This window comes from Neisseria bergeri (assembly GCA_003044455.1).
Taxonomy (GTDB): domain Bacteria; phylum Pseudomonadota; class Gammaproteobacteria; order Burkholderiales; family Neisseriaceae; genus Neisseria; species Neisseria bergeri.
Window position 1 is genome coordinate 1 of sequence record POWY01000016.1, and the last position, 17,562, is coordinate 17,562.

15 protein-coding genes and 1 pseudogene are annotated in these 17,562 nt (G+C 51.1%); 10 read left to right on the forward strand and 6 right to left on the reverse strand.

The genetic code is table 11. The annotated features are described in order from the left end of the window. On the forward strand, window positions 1-150 hold a 150-nt coding region (locus DBY86_RS11250; protein WP_199901079.1), incomplete at its 5' end, for a helix-hairpin-helix domain-containing protein. Window positions 151-263: 113 nt separating this feature from the next. Here DBY86_RS11250 and DBY86_RS14175 read toward each other — a convergent pair. Beyond that, window positions 264-674, reverse strand: a pseudogene (locus tag DBY86_RS14175) (HK97 family phage prohead protease); the annotation flags it as partial. A 111-nt stretch (window positions 675-785) separates the two neighbouring features. Continuing rightward, complete coding sequence (locus DBY86_RS11260) at window positions 786-1,061, reverse strand: LPD3 domain-containing protein (RefSeq protein ID WP_107820026.1); 276 nt, start codon at window positions 1,059-1,061, stop codon at window positions 786-788. A 144-nt stretch (window positions 1,062-1,205) separates the two neighbouring features. Here DBY86_RS11260 and prmB point away from each other — a divergent pair, with 144 nt between their 5' ends. The 4 genes from prmB to DBY86_RS11280 all read left to right on the forward strand — a co-directional run bounded on the left by prmB (window position 1,206) and on the right by DBY86_RS11280 (window position 4,766). After that, window positions 1,206-2,105 carry a 50S ribosomal protein L3 N(5)-glutamine methyltransferase gene (gene prmB, locus DBY86_RS11265; protein WP_199901100.1) on the forward strand — a complete coding sequence of 300 codons (900 nt, stop codon included), beginning with the start codon at window positions 1,206-1,208 and terminating at the stop codon, window positions 2,103-2,105. A 152-nt stretch (window positions 2,106-2,257) separates the two neighbouring features. Next, window positions 2,258-2,995, forward strand: a complete 738-nt coding sequence (locus tag DBY86_RS11270; protein WP_107820028.1) for a toxin-antitoxin system YwqK family antitoxin — start codon at window positions 2,258-2,260, stop codon at window positions 2,993-2,995. A 128-nt stretch (window positions 2,996-3,123) separates the two neighbouring features. Further along, window positions 3,124-3,396: an ACT domain-containing protein gene (locus tag DBY86_RS11275; RefSeq protein ID WP_107820029.1), complete on the forward strand. Its 273-nt coding sequence runs from the start codon at window positions 3,124-3,126 to the stop codon at window positions 3,394-3,396. 14 nt (window positions 3,397-3,410) lie between these two features. After that, window positions 3,411-4,766, forward strand: coding sequence for a PFL family protein (locus tag DBY86_RS11280; RefSeq protein ID WP_107820030.1), 1,356 nt, complete (start codon window positions 3,411-3,413; stop codon window positions 4,764-4,766). 479 nt (window positions 4,767-5,245) lie between these two features. On the opposite strand, the gene alr is transcribed toward DBY86_RS11280, so the two are convergent. Further along, window positions 5,246-6,304 carry an alanine racemase gene (gene alr, locus DBY86_RS11290; protein WP_107820032.1) on the reverse strand — a complete coding sequence of 353 codons (1,059 nt, stop codon included), beginning with the start codon at window positions 6,302-6,304 and terminating at the stop codon, window positions 5,246-5,248. A gap of 221 nt (window positions 6,305-6,525) precedes the next feature. On the opposite strand from alr, the gene DBY86_RS11295 reads away from it, so the two are divergent. Together DBY86_RS11295 and DBY86_RS11310 are read left to right on the forward strand one after the other, a co-directional pair. After that, entirely contained in the window at window positions 6,526-6,990 is a 465-nt protein-coding gene (locus tag DBY86_RS11295) for an Lrp/AsnC ligand binding domain-containing protein (protein ID WP_002216720.1), read from the forward strand. Between the two features lie 918 nt (window positions 6,991-7,908). Continuing rightward, window positions 7,909-8,397, forward strand: coding sequence for a disulfide bond formation protein B (locus tag DBY86_RS11310; protein WP_107820034.1), 489 nt, complete (start codon window positions 7,909-7,911; stop codon window positions 8,395-8,397). A gap of 58 nt (window positions 8,398-8,455) precedes the next feature. On the opposite strand, the gene DBY86_RS11315 is transcribed toward DBY86_RS11310, so the two are convergent. After that, the gene (locus DBY86_RS11315) at window positions 8,456-9,184 is read right to left on the reverse strand and encodes a YebC/PmpR family DNA-binding transcriptional regulator (RefSeq protein ID WP_107820035.1); all 729 of its coding nucleotides are present in this window, start codon (window positions 9,182-9,184) and stop codon (window positions 8,456-8,458) included. A gap of 326 nt (window positions 9,185-9,510) precedes the next feature. On the opposite strand from DBY86_RS11315, the gene DBY86_RS11320 reads away from it, so the two are divergent. Continuing rightward, window positions 9,511-10,929 (forward strand): alanine/glycine:cation symporter family protein, encoded by a 1,419-nt coding sequence (locus DBY86_RS11320; protein ID WP_107820036.1) that lies wholly within the window; start codon window positions 9,511-9,513, stop codon window positions 10,927-10,929. 63 nt (window positions 10,930-10,992) lie between these two features. Here the strand turns inward: DBY86_RS11320 and trhA are convergent, their stop codons facing one another. Further along, window positions 10,993-11,619, reverse strand: coding sequence for a PAQR family membrane homeostasis protein TrhA (gene trhA, locus DBY86_RS11325; protein WP_107820037.1), 627 nt, complete (start codon window positions 11,617-11,619; stop codon window positions 10,993-10,995). 142 nt (window positions 11,620-11,761) lie between these two features. Between trhA and DBY86_RS11330 the strand changes: the two genes are divergently transcribed. Together DBY86_RS11330 and DBY86_RS11335 are read left to right on the forward strand one after the other, a co-directional pair. Then, complete coding sequence (locus DBY86_RS11330; protein ID WP_107820038.1) at window positions 11,762-13,111, forward strand: DUF2868 domain-containing protein; 1,350 nt, start codon at window positions 11,762-11,764, stop codon at window positions 13,109-13,111. A 61-nt stretch (window positions 13,112-13,172) separates the two neighbouring features. Next, the gene (locus DBY86_RS11335) at window positions 13,173-14,513 is read left to right on the forward strand and encodes a DUF3482 domain-containing protein (RefSeq protein WP_107820039.1); all 1,341 of its coding nucleotides are present in this window, start codon (window positions 13,173-13,175) and stop codon (window positions 14,511-14,513) included. Window positions 14,514-14,673: 160 nt separating this feature from the next. On the opposite strand, the gene infB is transcribed toward DBY86_RS11335, so the two are convergent. Continuing rightward, entirely contained in the window at window positions 14,674-17,562 is a 2,889-nt protein-coding gene (gene infB / locus DBY86_RS11340; protein ID WP_107820040.1) for a translation initiation factor IF-2, read from the reverse strand.

The following is a 17,562-nucleotide window of genomic DNA, read 5'->3' on the forward strand; positions in this document are numbered from 1 at the left end:
CAAAACGGTGCGTTCAAGTCTGTGGACGAGTTGACGAAGGTGAAGGGCATCGGCCCGGCGGTGCTGGCGAAGCTGAAGGACCAGGCTTCGGTCGGCGCGCCCGCACCCAAAGCCCCCGCCAAACCGGCAACGCCCGCGGCTAAAAAATAGGGGAACCTGTAAGGGAAGGGGCATCGGCCGACACCGGTGCTTTTTTGTTTGGAAGGGAAATGGCTAAAATATGTAGCATTATGTTCTGTATCGTTGTTTACCGCTTCCGCACCTTTGTCCGCCTTAAAGCAGGTAAACACCGCATCGGGATTGGCGGGTCGGTCAACCAAGCTGATTTCCGTCTTCAACTCATCGCGGGCGGTAACGCTGCCGCCGATGGAAAAGCCCTTGTAAACGCCTGTTTTGACCTTCGTCACGGCAACGGGATCGACGATATGCGCCACGAAAAAGGTTCTGCCGTCATCTTCCACGTTGATTTCAATCGCCGTTCCCGCCGCGTTTGAGCCGTGCATCTCGCGCACCGCGCCAAACTTCATATAATCGGGAATCGCCGCCTTCATAGCTGCCGCCGCGATAACTTCGCCGTCCGAATCGACCGCCTCGCTTGAGGCATAACCCCAAACTTTGACCGTGCCGTCGTCCTGCGCCTCCATCTTGGCGATTTCTGCGTATAACCTCGTCATTGGTTTAATTCTGTCTGTATAAATGGTATGCTGAATTTAAAGCCCTTTTGTAAGGCTGGAAGTGTACTTGCCTTAACGGTATCCGCTCCAGAGCTACACTGCAAAAGGGCTTTACTCATCCTTCAAGATGAAATGGTCGTAATGTTTATGGCCGTCTGGAAACTCCCTTACAATCAAGCCGACATTTAAAGACTCATTCCCAACCTTGGCAACGGAACGATACTTATGTGCTGCAATAATATCAGGACGACCTTTCCTATCCGAATAAGAACCCTCATATTTTGCGTAGCGCAATAAGTCATCAAGTTTTGTTATGATGGATAATTCTGCCTGATTTGCCTTTGACGCAGAGTGCCAGCCTATCAGATTGCCCATACCGTCCGCCATCGCCGTTTCCGTTCGGGCGATGGTTTTCGCGCGGGCATTTATGTAGATGTATGGGTAGATTGAGTGGTTATTTGGCGATATGAAAAGGTTTGCTTGTTGTTTCTGTTATAATTAAAAGCATCTATACGCAGAATGGTTCATATTATGTTTAATCAGGCAGCACAAGAATTGACGACTATCCGCGATATTTTACGTTTTGCAGTCAGCCGTTTTAATGAGGCAGGGCTCTTTTTTGGTCATGGAACAGATAATGCGCATGATGAAGCGGCTTATTTGATTTTGCATACTTTGAATTTGCCTTTGGATATGCTTGCCCCATATCTTGATGCAAAACTCTTGGAAGCTGAAAAAGAGGAAGTGCTGGCGGTTATTGAGCGTCGTGCTGTCGAACACATTCCTGCTGCCTATTTGACACACCAGGCATGGCAGGGGGAGTTTGATTTCTATGTGGATGAGCGCGTAATCATACCTCGTTCTTTTATTTATGAATTGTTGGGTGACGGACTTCGTCCTTGGATAGAATACGATGAGTTGGTGCATAATGCTTTGGATCTTTGTACCGGAAGCGGTTGCCTTGCCATTCAGATGGCGCATCACTATCCCGATGCACACATTGATGCGGTTGATGTGAGTTTGGATGCTTTGGAAGTGGCAGGGATTAATGTCGAAGATTATGGTTTGGAAGAACGCATCCAGCTTATTCATACGGATTTGTTTGAAGGATTGGAAAGTAGTTATGATTTGATTGTTTCCAATCCTCCTTATGTTGATGCGGAATCGGTTGAGGCTTTGCCTGAAGAGTATTTACATGAACCGGAATTGGCATTGGGTAGTGGAGAGGACGGATTGGATGCAACCAGACAAATTCTTCTGAATGCAGCAAAGTTTCTGAATCCTAAAGGTGTATTGTTGGTAGAAATTGGGCATAACAGGGATGTATTAGAAGCAGCGTATCCGGAATTGCCTTTTACTTGGTTGGAAACCAGTGGAGGAGATGGTTTTGTTTTCCTGTTGACGCGTGAACAGTTATTGGGTGAAGAGTGAGTTGAAGGGGAAATGCCGTCTGAAGACGATTTGTTTTCAGACGGCATTTTTTACTATGCGTTGTCTTGGGTTTGACGGTTGGCTGATAAATCCTTTACCATATTGTTTACAAGTTAATTGCTTTACTTTTTGATTTTTATATTGCTATTGTAATGAAAACGTTATATCGGATTGTATTTTCAATTGTACTTTTGAGTTTTTCGGCTACGTTGTCGGCGCAGACTTATTCAGTTTATTTTAATCAGCATGGAAAACTGACGGCAACGATGTCATCTGCGGCTTATATCAGGCAATATAGTGTGGTGTCTGGTATCGCTCATGCTCAGGATTTTTATTATCCGTCGATGAAGAAATATTCCGAACCTTATATCGTTGCTTCAACGCAAATCAAATCTTTTGTGCCCACCCTGCAAAACGGTATGTTGATTTTGTGGCATTTTAACGGTCAGAAAAAAATGGCGGGGGGCTTCAGCAAGGGTAAGCCGGACGGGGAGTGGGTCAACTGGTATCCGAACGGTAAAAAATCTGCGGTTATGCCTTATAAAAATGGTTTGAGTGAAGGCACGGGATACCGCTATTACCGTAACGGCGGCAAGGAAAGCGAAATCCAGTTTAAGCAAAATAAGGCAAACGGCGTATGGAAACAATGGTATGCCGACGGAAGTATCAAGACGGAAATGGTTATGGTTAATGATGAGCCAGTCAAGATTCTGACTTGGGATGAAAGCGGCCGATTACTCTCGGAACTGTCTATCCGGCACCATCAACGCAACGGGGTGGTTTTGGAGTGGTATGAAGATGGTTCTAAAAAGAGCGAAGCTGTTTATCAGGATGATAAGTTGGTTAGGAAAACCCAGTGGGATAAGGATGGTTATTTAATCGAACCCTAAATTTGATGCCGTCTGAAATATATTCAGACGGCATTCTTATATGTGTAGATTGATGGCATTGTTTCTTGAAAATTTAGCAGTGGTATATAATTTTGGCTTTTAATGAATATCTGCAAGGAGAAAGCTTCGTGAATAATTCAGTCATCACCGTCATCGGCAAAGACCGTGTGGGCATTGTGTACGACGTTTCCAAAATTTTAGCGGAAAACCAGATTAATATTCTCAACATCAGCCAACAACTGATGGACGATTTTTTTACCATGATTATTTTGGTGGACACTTCAAAATGCACCAAATCGCGGCAGGAGGTTTTGGATTTGTTTGTGGAAGAGAGCAAAAAACTCGCGCTTGATATCCGTATGCAAAACGAAGAAATCTTCCAAGCGATGCACCGTATTTGAGTCGGAGGAATGTGATGAGTATCCAATCCGGCGAAATTTTAGAAACCGTCAAAATGGTTGCCGACCAGAATTTCGATGTCCGCACCATTACCATCGGCATTGATTTGCACGACTGCATCAGCAGCGACATTAATGTGTTGAATCAAAATATTTACAATAAAATCACCACGGTCGGCAAAGACTTGGTGGCAACGGCAAAATATCTGTCTGCCAAATACGGCGTGCCGATTGTGAATCAGCGCATTTCCGTTACGCCGATTGCCCAAATCGCGGCGGCAACCAAAGCCGATTCTTACGTCAGCGTGGCGCAAACTTTGGACAAGGCAGCCAAAGCCATCGGCGTGTCTTTTATCGGCGGTTTTTCCGCGCTGGTGCAAAAAGGTATGTCGCCTTCAGACGAAGCGCTGATCCGTTCCATTCCCGAAGCAATGAAGACCACCGATATCGTGTGCAGCTCCATCAATATCGGCAGCACGCGTGCCGGTATCAATATGGATGCGGTCAAGCTGGCAGGCGAAACCATCAAACGCACGGCCGAAATCACGCCCGAAGGTTTCGGCTGCGCGAAAATCGTCGTGTTCTGTAATGCAGTGGAAGACAATCCGTTTATGGCGGGTGCGTTTCACGGTTCGGGCGAAGCGGATGCCGTTATCAATGTCGGCGTATCCGGCCCGGGTGTTGTAAAAGCCGCGTTGGAAAATTCAGATGCAACGACATTGACTGAAGTTGCGGAAGTTGTGAAGAAAACCGCTTTCAAAATTACCCGTGTGGGCGAACTTATCGGCCGCGAAGCCTCAAAAATGCTGAATATCCCGTTTGGTATTCTCGATTTATCGTTGGCACCAACCCCTGCCGTTGGCGACTCGGTGGCGCGCATTCTTGAAGAAATGGGTTTGAGCGTCTGCGGTACGCACGGCACGACGGCTGCCTTGGCATTGCTGAACGATGCCGTGAAAAAAGGCGGCATGATGGCTTCCAGCGCGGTCGGCGGTTTGAGCGGCGCGTTTATTCCTGTTTCGGAAGACGAAGGCATGATTGCCGCCGCTGAGGCAGGCGTGCTGACGCTGGACAAACTCGAAGCGATGACCGCCGTTTGTTCGGTCGGCTTGGATATGATTGCCGTTCCCGGCGACACGCCCGCGCACACCATTTCCGGCATCATCGCCGACGAAGCCGCCATCGGCATGATCAACAGCAAAACCACTGCCGTGCGCATTATTCCGGTAACCGGCAAAACTGTCGGCGACAGCGTCGAGTTCGGCGGACTGTTGGGCTACGCGCCCGTAATGCCGGTTAAAGAAGGTTCGTGCGAAGTATTCGTCAACCGGGGCGGCAGGATTCCCGCACCGGTTCAATCGATGAAAAACTGATTGCGGTTTTGATGGGAAAATGCCGTCTGAAAGGCTTCAGACGGCATTTTTGTTTATGGGCATTGGGTAAAATGTCTTTAGAAAAGAATATTGCAAATTTAAAAAATCCCTGTGTCCTTATTTCTGCTTTCTTACGTCATTCTTTTAAAGGTGGGAATCTGGAAACCAAAAAACAACAGGAATTTATCCGAAACAACAAAACCTATCCGCCGTCATCCCCACGAAAGCGGGAATCTAGAAATGAAAAACTACGAGAATTTATCAGAAATGACGGAAACTCAAAAAACCGGATTCCCGCCTGCGCGGGAATGACGAAATCTTAGGTTTCTGATTTTGATTTTCCGTTTTTGCGGGAAGGATGGGGTTTCAGATTGTGGGCATTATCAGTATTTTCTATTTGGCAATGTCTTTTACTGATTTTGTCAAAACGCATTTATGCCGTCTGAAAGGCTTCAGACGGCATTTTTGTTTGGACTTGATTACTCGATATAAGTGAATTTTGCACGTTTGATATTGCACATCAATTCGTAAGGGATGGTTCCGGCCGCTTCGGCAACGGTATTGATGTTGACCGTATCGCCCCACAGTTCGACCTCGTGTCCCAAACCTTCTTGCGAAGCGTCCAGCTCGATGGTCATCATATCCATAGAGACCCTGCCGATGACCCGGGTCAATTTGCCGTCGACGGCGACGGGGGAATTGCTTGGGGCGCGGCGCGGATAACCGTCCGCATAACCGCAGGCAATCAGGCCGACGCGCGTAGATTTACTGGTATAAAATGTTGCGCCATAACCGATAGGGGAGTGAGGCTGTAAAACGCGTTCGCCGAAAATACGGGTGGAAAGCCTCATCACGGGTTTCAGCCTGTCATCGCTGCCTCCGAACGGGGAAATGCCGTATAACGCCAAGCCCGCGCGCCCCCAATCCCTGCGTGCTTCGGGGATATTCAAAATAGCCGCCGAATTGGCAAGGCTTTCTTCGCCTTCCAGCCCTTTCGTACCCAAATCGAATGCTTCCATCTGTATTTCCGTCATGCCGCTTTCGGGTTCGTCCGCACAGGAGAAATGCGAGAACTTGACAATACTGTCCACATATTCCGACTGTTTCAATGCTGCATATGCCGAAGCGTAATCATGAGGGAAAAATCCGGTACGGTGCATTCCCGAATCCATTTTCAACCAGACCTTGACAGGTTTTTTCCAATGACGGGAAAGCAAAGCCTCAAGCTGCCATTGGTTTCCGACTGCCGGCCAGAGCGAGTATTGTTCGACCGCTTCGTACTCTGATGCTTCAAATACGCCTTCCAAAAGGACAATCGGATGGGTAATGCCGCTCTCCCGCAGCCTGATTCCCTCATCGATTGTGGCCACGGCGAAACCATCTGCCAAGTCTGCCAGCGCGAAAGCACATCTGACCGCACCGTGTCCGTATGCGTCGGCTTTCACTACCGCCAACAGTTTGCCTCCGTGCATTTCCTTTAAAATCTGATAATTGTGCCTAAGGTTGCCCAACCTGATCTGCACGTTCAAAGGCCGCATAAATTCATTCCTTACCAAACAAGTGTTTATTAGCAAAATTAAGAAATCAATTGGGGAATTATAATCCAACGGCAAGGCTTTTAAAATATTAAAGAACCTTGTGTTTTCAAGCCGGGGCAGCAGTTTTCAGGTAGGAAGGCGGTTTGCTTTTCCTGATATAATCGCTTTCCCAAATTTATACTCTATTTGTTAAAATCAATAATAAATACAAAGCAATCCAAATGAAAGAACTAGATAAAATCGATTTCCGCATCCTTAAGATCCTTCAACAGAATGCCCGCATCCCGATGACGGAGCTTGCCGAGAAGGTAGGGTTGTCCACCACGCCCGTTACAGAGAGGGTGCGCCGTTTGGAGCGGGAACATTATATTTCCGGTTATCACGCCCATCTCAATCCTCACCTGCTGGGCAAACCTTTATTGGTTTTTGTCGAATTGAAATTACAATCCAAGTCGGGCAATATCTTTGAAGACTTTAAAAAGGAAGTGCTGAAAATTCCGCAAATTATGGAATGCCACTTGGTATCGGGCGAATACGACTATCTGATTAAAGTACGTTTGCCCGATATGTCTGCCTATCGGGATATGCTCGGCAATATCCTATTGCAACTGCCTGCCGCTTCGGAGAGTAGGAGTTATGTTGTGATGGAGGAAGTCAAAGAAAATCCGGTTTTGGATTTGGATTGAATATTTCAGACCGGGTATGCGGTTTGATACCCGAATGAAACATAACAACATCACGCACAGAGGCTTGTTGCTTCAGATAAAAAAATGCACACATTCAATAGAATGTGTGCCAAGTCTACAAAGGAGAAATAGAGGAGAAACTATTAACTGACTACTCGAACCAGCTAACGGAATGAATTATGCAGCTTTTCCGGTCAAAAAGCAAGCGGTTTTCTTGTTAAATTTCTTAAAGGATAGAATTTTAAACGATAAAAGTAATTAAATTTCAAAGAGGGCGGAGATAAAAAAATGCACACATCCGATTGAATGTGTGCCAAGTCTACAAAGGAGAAATAGAGGAGAAAAATCAAGCTGCATCAAGCAACTCAACGGCGGTAATTATCCGCCGTTTCTTATCCGCTGTCAATTATTTTTTGAAAATTTACCCGACCGATTCAAATTTTGCAAAAAACTTGCACGATGGCTATCCGGTAACAAATTCCTTCAAAAACCAGTCAATCCGTTTATTCAAAAAATCATATGCTTTCATCGTGTTTCCTTTTCGGTTGAAACCCCGCCCTTTAGGGCGGCAGGATCAGACTTTATTCAGGAGGGGCGTAAGCCCTTCCGAATCAGGGCGGCACATAGGGCGGTGCTTTATGTGTCGTCCTGTGTGTTGAAACATCGAAATAAACTTTTGATTTTTCTTTATCGGCTGTTGCTTTTGATTCGCTAAATTTGCCGAAATTCAAATCCTCCGGATGTATTTTTTTGCGGGCATTGTGCGGATAAATCGCCGTTTTGTCCCTTGTCAGGTTTTGTGCATATCGGGAAAACTGAAATCGTCCGCACCTGCGCCCGTGTTGATTCGTCCCTTGCCATCTTGGGATATATCCAGCAAAATCGGCATATCGGTATTTTGATTGGTGTGTTGAGAAAATGACCCCGTTATTTAGAAAAGCCGTTTGGCTGCTGTTTGCCGTTTCGGTCTGTGCATTTGCCGGTTCTTTGGCGGCACAGTATGTTTTGGGTATGGAGCCTTGCGTTTTGTGCATCAGTCAGCGGTTGTGCGTTTTGGCAACCGCATTGTGTGCGGCAATTGTTCTGATGTGCAGACCAAGAAGAAGGGCAGGCGGTTTGTTCGGTGCTGTCTTTATCAGCATTCCTGCCGTTACGGGTATTTCTGTTGCGGCATATCAGTTGTGGCTGCAGTCGCTGCCGCCGGGTACGGCTCCTTCGTGCGGTGCGCCGTGGACGTTTCGATTGAAGGGCTGGCCTTTGTTTGATTGGTTCGAGCCTGTTGTGCGCGGGTTCGGAAATTGTGCCGAACCGGATTATCTGCTGGGAATTGCCTTGCCTGTTTGGGGCGCGGCGTATTTTCTGCTTGTGGTTTTGGCGGTTTGGGCTGCCTGGCTGAAGGCAAAATAAATCAATGCCGTCTGAAAGGTTCAGACGGCATTTTATTGTATGTCTGTTGTGCTGCGTATCAGTCCAGATTCAATACGGCGGAAGTGTAAACGTCTTGCACGTCGTCCAAGTCTTCCAGCGCGTCAATCAGTTTTTGCATTTTGACGGCATCGTCGCCGGAGAGTTCGGTTTCGTTTTGGGCGCGCATGGTTACGTCGCCGTCAACGGATTTGTAACCTGCGGTTTCCAATGCCGCTTTCACGCTCGCCCAATCGTTTGGTGCGGTGATGACTTCAATCGAACCGTCGTCGTTGGCAACCACGTCTTCCGCACCGGCTTCCAAAGCCGCTTCCATCAGCGCGTCTTCATCAACGCCGGGTTCAAATACCAAATAACCTTGATGTACGAAGTTGAACGCTACGCAGCCGTCGGTACCCAAGTTACCGCCGTTTTTGGTGAACGCATGGCGTACGTCGGCAACAGTGCGAGTTTTGTTGTCGGTCAGACAGTCCACCATCAGTGCTGCACCGCCGATGCCGTAGCCTTCGTAGCGCAATTCGATGTATTCCACGCCTTCCAAGTTGCCCGTACCTTTGTCGATGGCACGTTGCACATTGTCTTTGGGCATATTGTTTTCGGCTGCTTTTTCCAAAGCCAGACGCAGGCGCGGGTTGGCACCGGGGTCGCCGCCGCCCATACGCGCCGCAACGGTGATTTCTTTGATTAAACGGGTGAAGATTTTGCCGCGTTTGGCATCCTGACGGGCTTTTTTATGCTGGATATTCGCCCACTTGCTATGGCCTGCCATAAATTTCCTTTCTTATTTCAAATAATTAATCTGTTTTTGTCAGATTTTTTACGGTCGGTATTTTAACATAAGTTGCAAGCACCCAAAATATCCTGTTTTATGCCGCGCCGTTGTCTATGCCGTCTGAAGGCGATTTCCTCCGCTTTCCGCTTAAAAATAAAGAAATATTTTAATTAACGATATTTTACGGTATGATGGCACAGCTTCTCCCCGATTGTTGACAATTGAAGGCATCTGTTGCGGCAAATACGGTCTGCTCGCCGTGTTTCCTTATTGGAATGTCTTGGGGAAAGCAGTCATTTTAATCGTAAGATAAGGTTTATTTTATGGAAAATATATTGTCTGTTCTGGTGGGTACAGTCAATCGGTTCCTTTGGGACTACCTGTTGATTTACGCCCTTTTGGGTATCGGCCTGTTTTTTACGCTGTATCTTGGTGCGCCGCAGATTACCAAGCTGGGCGCGGGATTCAAATCCGTATTCGGCGGCTTGTTTGCCAAAGGCGATAAAGACGATAAGTCCTTATCGCAGTTTCAGGCGTTGGCGGTTGCCATATCCGCGCAAATCGGTACGGGCAACGTTGCCGGTGTGGCGACCGCCATTACCGCAGGCGGGCCGGGCGCGATTTTTTGGATGTGGCTTTCTGCCGTTTTGGGGATGTCCACGATTTTTGCGGAGGCACTGCTGGCGCAGAAATACCGCGTCGTCAGCCACGGCAAATACATCGGTGGGCCGGCGTTTTACATCACCCACGGTCTGACTCCGAAAATCGGTCGCGGCGCGGCGCGTTTTTTGTCCGGTTTCTTTTCCATTGCGTTGATTATCGCATTGGGCTTTATCGGTAATGCGACACAGGCCAATTCCATTGCTTCTGCCGTTACCATTGCATTTGATGTGCCTTCTTTGGCAGTCGGTATTGTGCTTGCCGTCCTTGCGGGCATGGTTGTGATTGGCGGCGTGAACCGTATTGCCAATATTGCCCAGTTTGTCGTGCCGTTTATGGCGGTTGTTTATATTTTGTGCGCCGTCGTTATCCTGTTTGAATTTTCCGACCATATTGTGCCGATGTTCAACCACATCTTTACCGCCGCCTTCAATCCCGAAGCCGTTTTGGGCGGTGCTGCGGGTATCGGTATGCGTGAAGCGATACGTTTCGGCGTGGCGCGCGGTCTGTTTTCAAACGAAGCAGGTATGGGTTCTACGCCGCACGCCCATGCGACTGCCGACGTGAAACATCCTGTGCAGCAAGGTATGGCGGCATTTGTCGGTGTGTTTATCGATACGATTTTGGTATGTACGGCAACTGCGCTGATTATCCTGCTGACCGATGCCAACCTTTCGGGCGAACAGGGCGCGGCGGTTACTCAATTTGCCTTTAACAAGGCATTTCCGGGCTTCGGTTCGCAATTGCTTGCCGTGTGTCTGACCTTCTTCGCCTTTACGACCATTATCGGCTGGTATTATTTCGGCGAGTCCAACATCCGTTTTCTTTTCAGGGGAAGACACTTGGGCATCTATCGCGCATTGGTTCTGTTTGCCATTGTTTTGGGTACGCTCGGCAAAGTCGATTTGGTTTGGAGTCTGTCCGATATGTTCAACGGCTTTATGGTTATCCCCAACCTGATTGCCTTATTCTTGCTGCGTAAGGAAATCCGTGCCATTTATGATGATTATTTGGCACAGAAAAAAGCGGGTCGGGATTTGTCCTATCAGTATGAATTCCACGAGTTCCACGACAAGGGCTGATGTCCGGCAAACAGAAAACCTCCCAATCTTCAGGAACGGGAGGTTTTGCTTTTCAGACGGCATTCAGATTACATAACCGTACACGCTGACAAATTGGGTGATGCTGCCGCCCAATACGAACAGATGCCAGATTCCGTGCCCGTGTCGGATTTTTTCATCGTTTACAAACCAGTAAATGCCGACGCTGTACAGCATACCGCCTGCCGCCAGCCAAGCCAGTCCTGCCGGCGGGAGTGAGGCTGTCAGGGATTTCATTACCACCAAGACCATCCAGCCCATTACGATATAAATCGCAATAGACAGCAGACGTTTTTCGCTTTTCCGTCCGATAGTGAGTTCTTGTGCGATTCCTGCAGCCGCCAGCAGCCAGGACAGTGAAAATACCGTCCAGCCCGGCCCGTTTCTCAAAGAAACCAGTGCAAACGGTGTGTAGCTTCCGGCAATAAGCACATAAATCATGCAGTGGTCGGTTTTTTTCAAAATGCTTTTCAGTTTTCCGGCTGCAATTCCGTGGTACAGCGAGGAACTCAAATAGAGCAGAAGAAGGCTGATGCCGTAAACCGATACGCTGAAGATACGGTAGCCGTCCCCGTGTCCTATGGTTTTCAGCAGCATCAGCACCAAACCTGCCGCCGCCAGAATCAAACCGCTCAAATGGCTGTAAGTATTGAAGCGTTCGCCTGCATACATCGCACAATCTTTCGGGAAAGTAGAGGCAGTCAGTTTACGCCGATACTTTTGCCTCTGTGTGGGATTTACTCTTTGCCTACACTGTGAATATTCTTGAAAATGTGTGTGTTAAAATCTGTTTTTTATTTTCAGACGGCATTTTATGTTGAATCCATCCCGAAAACTGGTTGAGCTGGTCCGTATTTTGGAAGAAGGCGGCTTTATTTTCAGCGGCGATCCCGTGCAGGCGACGGAGGCTTTGCGCTGTGTGGACGGCAGTACGGAGGAAAAAATCATCCGTCGGGCGGAGATGATCGACAGGGACCGTATGCTGCGGGACACGTTGGAACGTGTGCGTGCGGGGTCGTTCTGGTTGTGGGTGGTGGCGGCATCGATGATGTTTACCGCCGGATTTTCAGGCACTTATCTTCTGATGGACAATCAGGGGCTGAATTTCTTCCTGATTTTGGCGGGCGTGTTGGGCATGAATACGCTGATGCTGGCAGTATGGTTGGCAACGTTGTTCCTGCGCGTGAAAGTGGGGCGGTTTTTCAGCAGTCCGGCGACGTGGTTTCGGGGCAAAGACCCTGTCAATCAGGCGGTGTTGCGGCTGTATGCGGACGAGTGGCGGCAACCTTCGGTACGTTGGAAAATAGGCGCAACGTCGCACAGCCTGTGGCTCTGCACGCTGCTCGGAATGCTGGTGTCGGTATTGTTGCTGCTTTTGGTGCGGCAATATACGTTCAACTGGGAAAGCACGCTGTTGGGCGATTCGTCTTCGGTACGGCTGGTGGAAATGTTGGCATGGCTGCCGTCGAAACTCGGTTTCCCTGTCCCCGATGCGCGGGCGGTAGTTGAAGGTCGTCTGAACGGCAATATCGCCGATGCGCGCGCGTGGTCGGGCTTGTTGGTCGGCAGCATAGCTTGCTACGGCATCCTGCCGCGTCTCTTGGCTTGGGTAGTGTGTAAAATCCTTTTGAAAACAAGTGAAAACGGCTTGGATTTGGAAAAACCCTATTATCAGGCGGTTATCCGCCGCTGGCAGACGCAAATCGTCGATGCGGATACGTGCCGCGAAACCGTGTCCGCCGTTTCGCCGAAAATCGTCTTGAACGATGCGCCGAAATGGGCGGTCATGCTGGAGACCGAGTGGCAGGACGGCGCGTGGTTCGAGGGCAGGCTGGCGCAAGAATGGCTGGATAAAGGCGTAGCGGCGAATCGGGAAGAGCTTGACGCGCTGGAAGCCGAGTTGAAACAGAAACCCGCCCAGCTTCTCATCGGCGTGCGCGCGGAAACCGTCCCCGACCGCGGCGTGTTGCGGCAGATTGTGCGGCTTTCGGAAGCGGCGCAGGGCGGCGCGGTGGTGCAGCTTTTGGCGGAACAGGGGCTTTCAGACGACCTTTCGGAAAAGCTGGAACATTGGCGTAACGCGCTGACCGAATGCGGCGCGGCGTGGCTGGAACCCGACAGGGCGGCGCAGGAAGGTCGTCTGAAAACCAACGACCGCACTTGAAACGCCCCATAAAGCCGCCATCCTTAAAAGGTCGTCTAAAAATCCATTCTTCAAAAACATCATGAGCAAACAATCCCTTTCCCTCGCCGTCGTGGGACACACCAACACCGGCAAAACCTCGCTCCTGCGCACCCTGTTGCGCGACAGCGGCTTCGGCGAAGTCAGAAACGCCCCATCGACCACACGCCATGTCGAAGAAGCCGCCATCAGCGACGGCGCGGACACGCTGGTTTTCCTGTACGACACGCCCGGACTCGAAGACGCGGGCGGCGTACTGGAATGGCTGGAAACCCATACGGATGCCCGTTCGGACGGCATCGAGCGGCTGCAACAGTTTCTTGGCAGCCACGGCGCGCATCATGATTTCAATCAGGAAGCCAAAGTCTTACGGCAAGTCTTGCAAAGCGATATGGCAATGTACGTCATCGACGCGCGCGAGCCGGTTCTTGACAAATACAGGGACGAGTTGACCGTCCTGTCGTGGTGTGCCAAACCCGTTATGCCCGTGTTCAACTTTACCGGCGGACAGCCTCCCGAATCGTGGACAACCATGCTGGCGAGGAGAAACCTGCACGTTTTCGCGGGGTTTGATACCGTCGCCTTTGATTTTGAAGGCGAACTGCGCCTGTGGGAAAACCTCGCCACCATGTTGCCCGAACGCAGCACACTCGACCGCCTGACAGCCATGCGCCGGCGCGAATGGCAGCGGCTGGACGGCGAAGCGCGCCGCGAAATCGCCGATTTCCTGCTCGATGCCGCCGCCTTCAGGCAGGAAGTGGACGAAAACGAGGATACCGCCACCGTGTTGCAGACCATGCAGGCGGAAATACGCCAGCTCGAACGGCAGATGCAGCAGCGGCTGTTTGCCCTCTACCGTTTCTACCACAGCGAAATTGACGGCGGCGACTGGATGCCGCAAGCCTTCCGCCAAGATCCGTTCGACAGAGAATTGCTCAAACAATACGGCATCCGCACCGGCACGGGCGCGGCAACCGGCGCGCTCATCGGCTTGGGGCTGGACATCGCCACACTCGGCGGCTCGCTCGGATTGGGTACGGCAATCGGCGGCTTTTTGGGCGGCATCCTGCCCAATACCCGCACCATTTCCGACAAACTTGCTGGTCGCCAAACCTTGCACACCGACCCCGAAACCCTGACCCTACTCGCCGCCCGCGCCCTCGATCTGCTCCACGTCCTGCAAACGCGTGGTCACGCGGCGCAGTCGGATATCGAGTTGCACAGCCGCAAAGCCCCGTGGGACGCCGCCAGACTCCCGCCCGAACTCAACAAAGCCCGCAGTCATTGGAAATGGTCGTCCCTCAATACGCACCGCCCCGAAACCAGCCGCGCCGAACGCGCCGGATATGTGGAGAAACTTCAAATCCGACTGTCGGGAAAATAATGCCGTCTGAAGCCTGTTTGTATGGCAAGTCAGATTCAAATCGGGATAGGGCAGGAGGGTCACTGAAGTCGATTTGCGACAAAAAACGGGTTCTGTATGATACAGAACCCGTTTTGTATGCCGTCTGAATGCTTCAGACGGCATTTTATTTGCAAAGGAATTACAGGCTGCGGGCAACTTCGACGATGTCGAAGCATTCCAGTTGGTCGCCTTCCATAATCTCGTTGTAGCCTTTGAGCATCAGACCGCACTCGAAGCCCATACGGACTTCTTTTACGTCGTCTTTATAGCGTTTCAACGAAGCCAGTTCGCCCGTGTGGATGACCACGTTGTTGCGGATGAGGCGGACATGGGAATCGCGTTTGACCACGCCGTCGGTAACCATACAGCCTGCAATGTTGCCGACTTTGGAAACGGAGATGACCTGACGGATTTCGACCGTGCCGGTTACCTGTTCTTTCTCTTCCGGGGAAAGCATACCGCTCATCGCCGCCTTCACGTCGTCGATGGCATCGTAGATGATGTTGTAGTAGCGGATTTCCACGTTTTCATTTTCGGCAAGTTTGCGCGAAGAGGCATCCGCACGCACGTTAAAGCCGATGATGAATGCGCCCGAAGCGATGGCAAGGTTGACATCCGATTCGGTAATACCGCCCACGCCGCTGTGCAATACGTTCACTTTCACCTCGTCGGTGGACAGTTTTTTCAGGCTGCCCGCCAAAGCCTCGTAAGAGCCTTGAACGTCTGCCTTGATGATGACCGACAAAGATTGGGCTTGGGTTTCGCCCATATTGTTGAACATGTTTTCCAGTTTCGCAGCCTGTTGCTTGGCCAAGCGTACGTCGCGGTATTTGCCTTGGCGGAAGAGGGCGATTTCGCGCGCTTTTTTCTCGTCGGCCAATACCATCGCATCTTCGCCTGCGTTCGGAACGTCGGACAAGCCGAGGATCTCGACCGGAATAGACGGGCCTGCTTCGTTAATGGCTTTGCCGTTTTCGTCGACCATCGCGCGGATTTTGCCGAATGCCGTACCGGCCAGCAGCATATCGCCTTTTTTCAGCGTACCGCTTTGAACCAGCAATGTGGCAACCGCGCCGCGCCCTTTGTCCAAGCGCGCCTCGACGATGATGCCTTTGGCGGGCGCATCGACAGGTGCGGTCAGTTCCAAGACTTCGGCTTCGAGTAATACGGCTTCGAGCAGTGCGTCAATGTTCGTTCCTTTTTTGGCGGATACGTCGATAAACTGTACATCGCCGCCCCATTCGTCAGGCACAACTTCGTGTGCGGTCAGCTCTTGGCGGATACGCTCTGGGTTGGCGGCTTCTTTATCGATTTTGTTGACGGCAACCACCATCGGTACACCCGCAGCTTTGGCGTGGGCAATCGCTTCAATGGTTTGCGGCATCACGCCGTCGTCGGCCGCGACCACAAGAATCACGATGTCGGTTGCTTTCGCACCGCGTGCGCGCATAGCGGTAAACGCTTCGTGGCCCGGGGTATCGAGGAAGGTAATCACGCCGCGCGGCGTTTTGACGTGGTACGCGCCAATGTGCTGCGTAATGCCGCCTGCTTCGCCCTGTACCACTTTGGCACGGCGGATGTAGTCCAGCAGCGAGGTTTTGCCGTGGTCAACGTGGCCCATGACGGTAACGACGGGCGGACGCGGCAATGCTTCGGCTTCCACTGCTTCCGCACCCTCGTCCAAGAAGGCTTCCGGATCGTCCGCTGCGGCAGGTTTGCCGATATGGCCGAGTTCTTCCACCACGATCAGGGCGGTGTCTTGGTCGATGGATTGGTTGATGGTTACCATCATGCCCATCTTCATCAGGGCTTTGACCACTTCCACGCCTTTGACCGCCATTTTGTGCGCCAAATCGGCAACGGTAATGGTTTCGGGAACCAAAACTTCATGAACGACAGGTTCGGTCGGTGCTTGGAAGGCGTGCTGGTTCGGCTCGAGTTTGAGTTTTTTGCCTTTTTTACCGCCGCGTACGCGCTCATCGTCACCATTGCGCGCATTGTTGCGGTCGCGTCCGCCTTTTCCGCCTTTGCCTTTGGCGTTGCGGCCTTGACCTTCGTCATCACGGTTGCGGCGGTCTTCTTTTTTCGCTTTTGCCGGATTGACAGGTTTGTTTTCGACGGCCGGTGCGGCTGCCTGCGGTTTCTCGGCAGTTTTGGCGGGACGCTGTCTGCCGGTTTTGGCTTCCTGTGCGGCTTTTGCCTGTTGTTCTGCCTGTTGTTTCATGGCTTCGCGGCGTGCCTGGCGTTCCTGTTTCTCTTTCAACAGGGCTTCCTGGTGGGCGCGAAGTGCGGCGGCACGGCGAGCCTCTTCATCGCGTTGCGCCTGTTCTTCCGCGCTGACCACGGGTTGCGGCACGGCAGGTGCGGCAGGTTTCGCCGGTTTTTTGGCATCTTTGCCTTTGCCGTTTCGCTCGTGTTTCGGCTTGGCGGCTTTTTCTTTGGGCTCGGCGGGTTTTTCAGACGGCATTTTGTCGGCTTGGACTTTTTCCGCTTTGCTTTCTTCGGCGGGTTTGGTTTCCGCCGCAACGGGTGCGGTTTCGGCTTTTGCTTCGGTGGGTTTCTGCGCGGCAGGTTTGGCTTTGTTGCCTGCTTTTGCCGCTTTCAGTTTTGCCACTTCCGCTTCTGCCTTGGCACGGGCTTCTGCGCGTGCGGCAGCTTCGGCTCGGGCTTTTGCCGCGTCTTCTGCCGTCTGCTCCGGCTGGACAGGTGCGGCTTGGGTTTGGGCGGCTTTTACCTGTGCTGCCAATTCTTCGGCAGAAGGAATGTTGACAGTGCGTCCGCGTTTGCGTGTTTCGACTTTTACGCCGTCAACGGTGCTGACTTCGGTTTTGGTGCGGCGGATGCTGATGGTGCCGCCGTTGCTGCCGTTTTTCTTGGTCAGGTAGGCGTTCAGAAGCTGTTTGTCGTCCAGCGTCAGGGAATCGCTGCCGCTGTTTTTGCTGACGCCGGCTTCTTTCAACTGTTTCAACAGGTCTTCGACGGGGCGTTTCAGCTCGGCGGCAAATTGTTCTACGGTTGTGTTACTCAT

Excerpts from the sequence above, each read along its gene's own strand:
- infB (WP_107820040.1), bottom strand. The coding sequence starts at position 17,562 with ATGAGTAACACAACCGTAGAACAATTTGCCGCCGAGCTGAAACGCCCC.
- alr (WP_107820032.1), bottom strand. The coding sequence starts at position 6,304 with ATGCGGCCTTTGAACGTGCAGATCAGGTTGGGCAACCTTAGGCACAAT.
- prmB (WP_199901100.1), top strand. The coding sequence starts at position 1,206 with ATGTTTAATCAGGCAGCACAAGAATTGACGACTATCCGCGATATTTTA.
- DBY86_RS11315 (WP_107820035.1), bottom strand. The coding sequence starts at position 9,184 with ATGGCAGGCCATAGCAAGTGGGCGAATATCCAGCATAAAAAAGCCCGT.
- DBY86_RS11320 (WP_107820036.1), top strand. The coding sequence starts at position 9,511 with ATGGAAAATATATTGTCTGTTCTGGTGGGTACAGTCAATCGGTTCCTT.
- DBY86_RS11270 (WP_107820028.1), top strand. The coding sequence starts at position 2,258 with ATGAAAACGTTATATCGGATTGTATTTTCAATTGTACTTTTGAGTTTT.
- DBY86_RS11295 (WP_002216720.1), top strand. The coding sequence starts at position 6,526 with ATGAAAGAACTAGATAAAATCGATTTCCGCATCCTTAAGATCCTTCAA.
- DBY86_RS11330 (WP_107820038.1), top strand. The coding sequence starts at position 11,762 with ATGTTGAATCCATCCCGAAAACTGGTTGAGCTGGTCCGTATTTTGGAA.
- DBY86_RS11310 (WP_107820034.1), top strand. The coding sequence starts at position 7,909 with ATGACCCCGTTATTTAGAAAAGCCGTTTGGCTGCTGTTTGCCGTTTCG.
- DBY86_RS11280 (WP_107820030.1), top strand. The coding sequence starts at position 3,411 with ATGAGTATCCAATCCGGCGAAATTTTAGAAACCGTCAAAATGGTTGCC.
- trhA (WP_107820037.1), bottom strand. The coding sequence starts at position 11,619 with ATGTATGCAGGCGAACGCTTCAATACTTACAGCCATTTGAGCGGTTTG.
- DBY86_RS11260 (WP_107820026.1), bottom strand. The coding sequence starts at position 1,061 with ATGGCGGACGGTATGGGCAATCTGATAGGCTGGCACTCTGCGTCAAAG.
- DBY86_RS11335 (WP_107820039.1), top strand. The coding sequence starts at position 13,173 with ATGAGCAAACAATCCCTTTCCCTCGCCGTCGTGGGACACACCAACACC.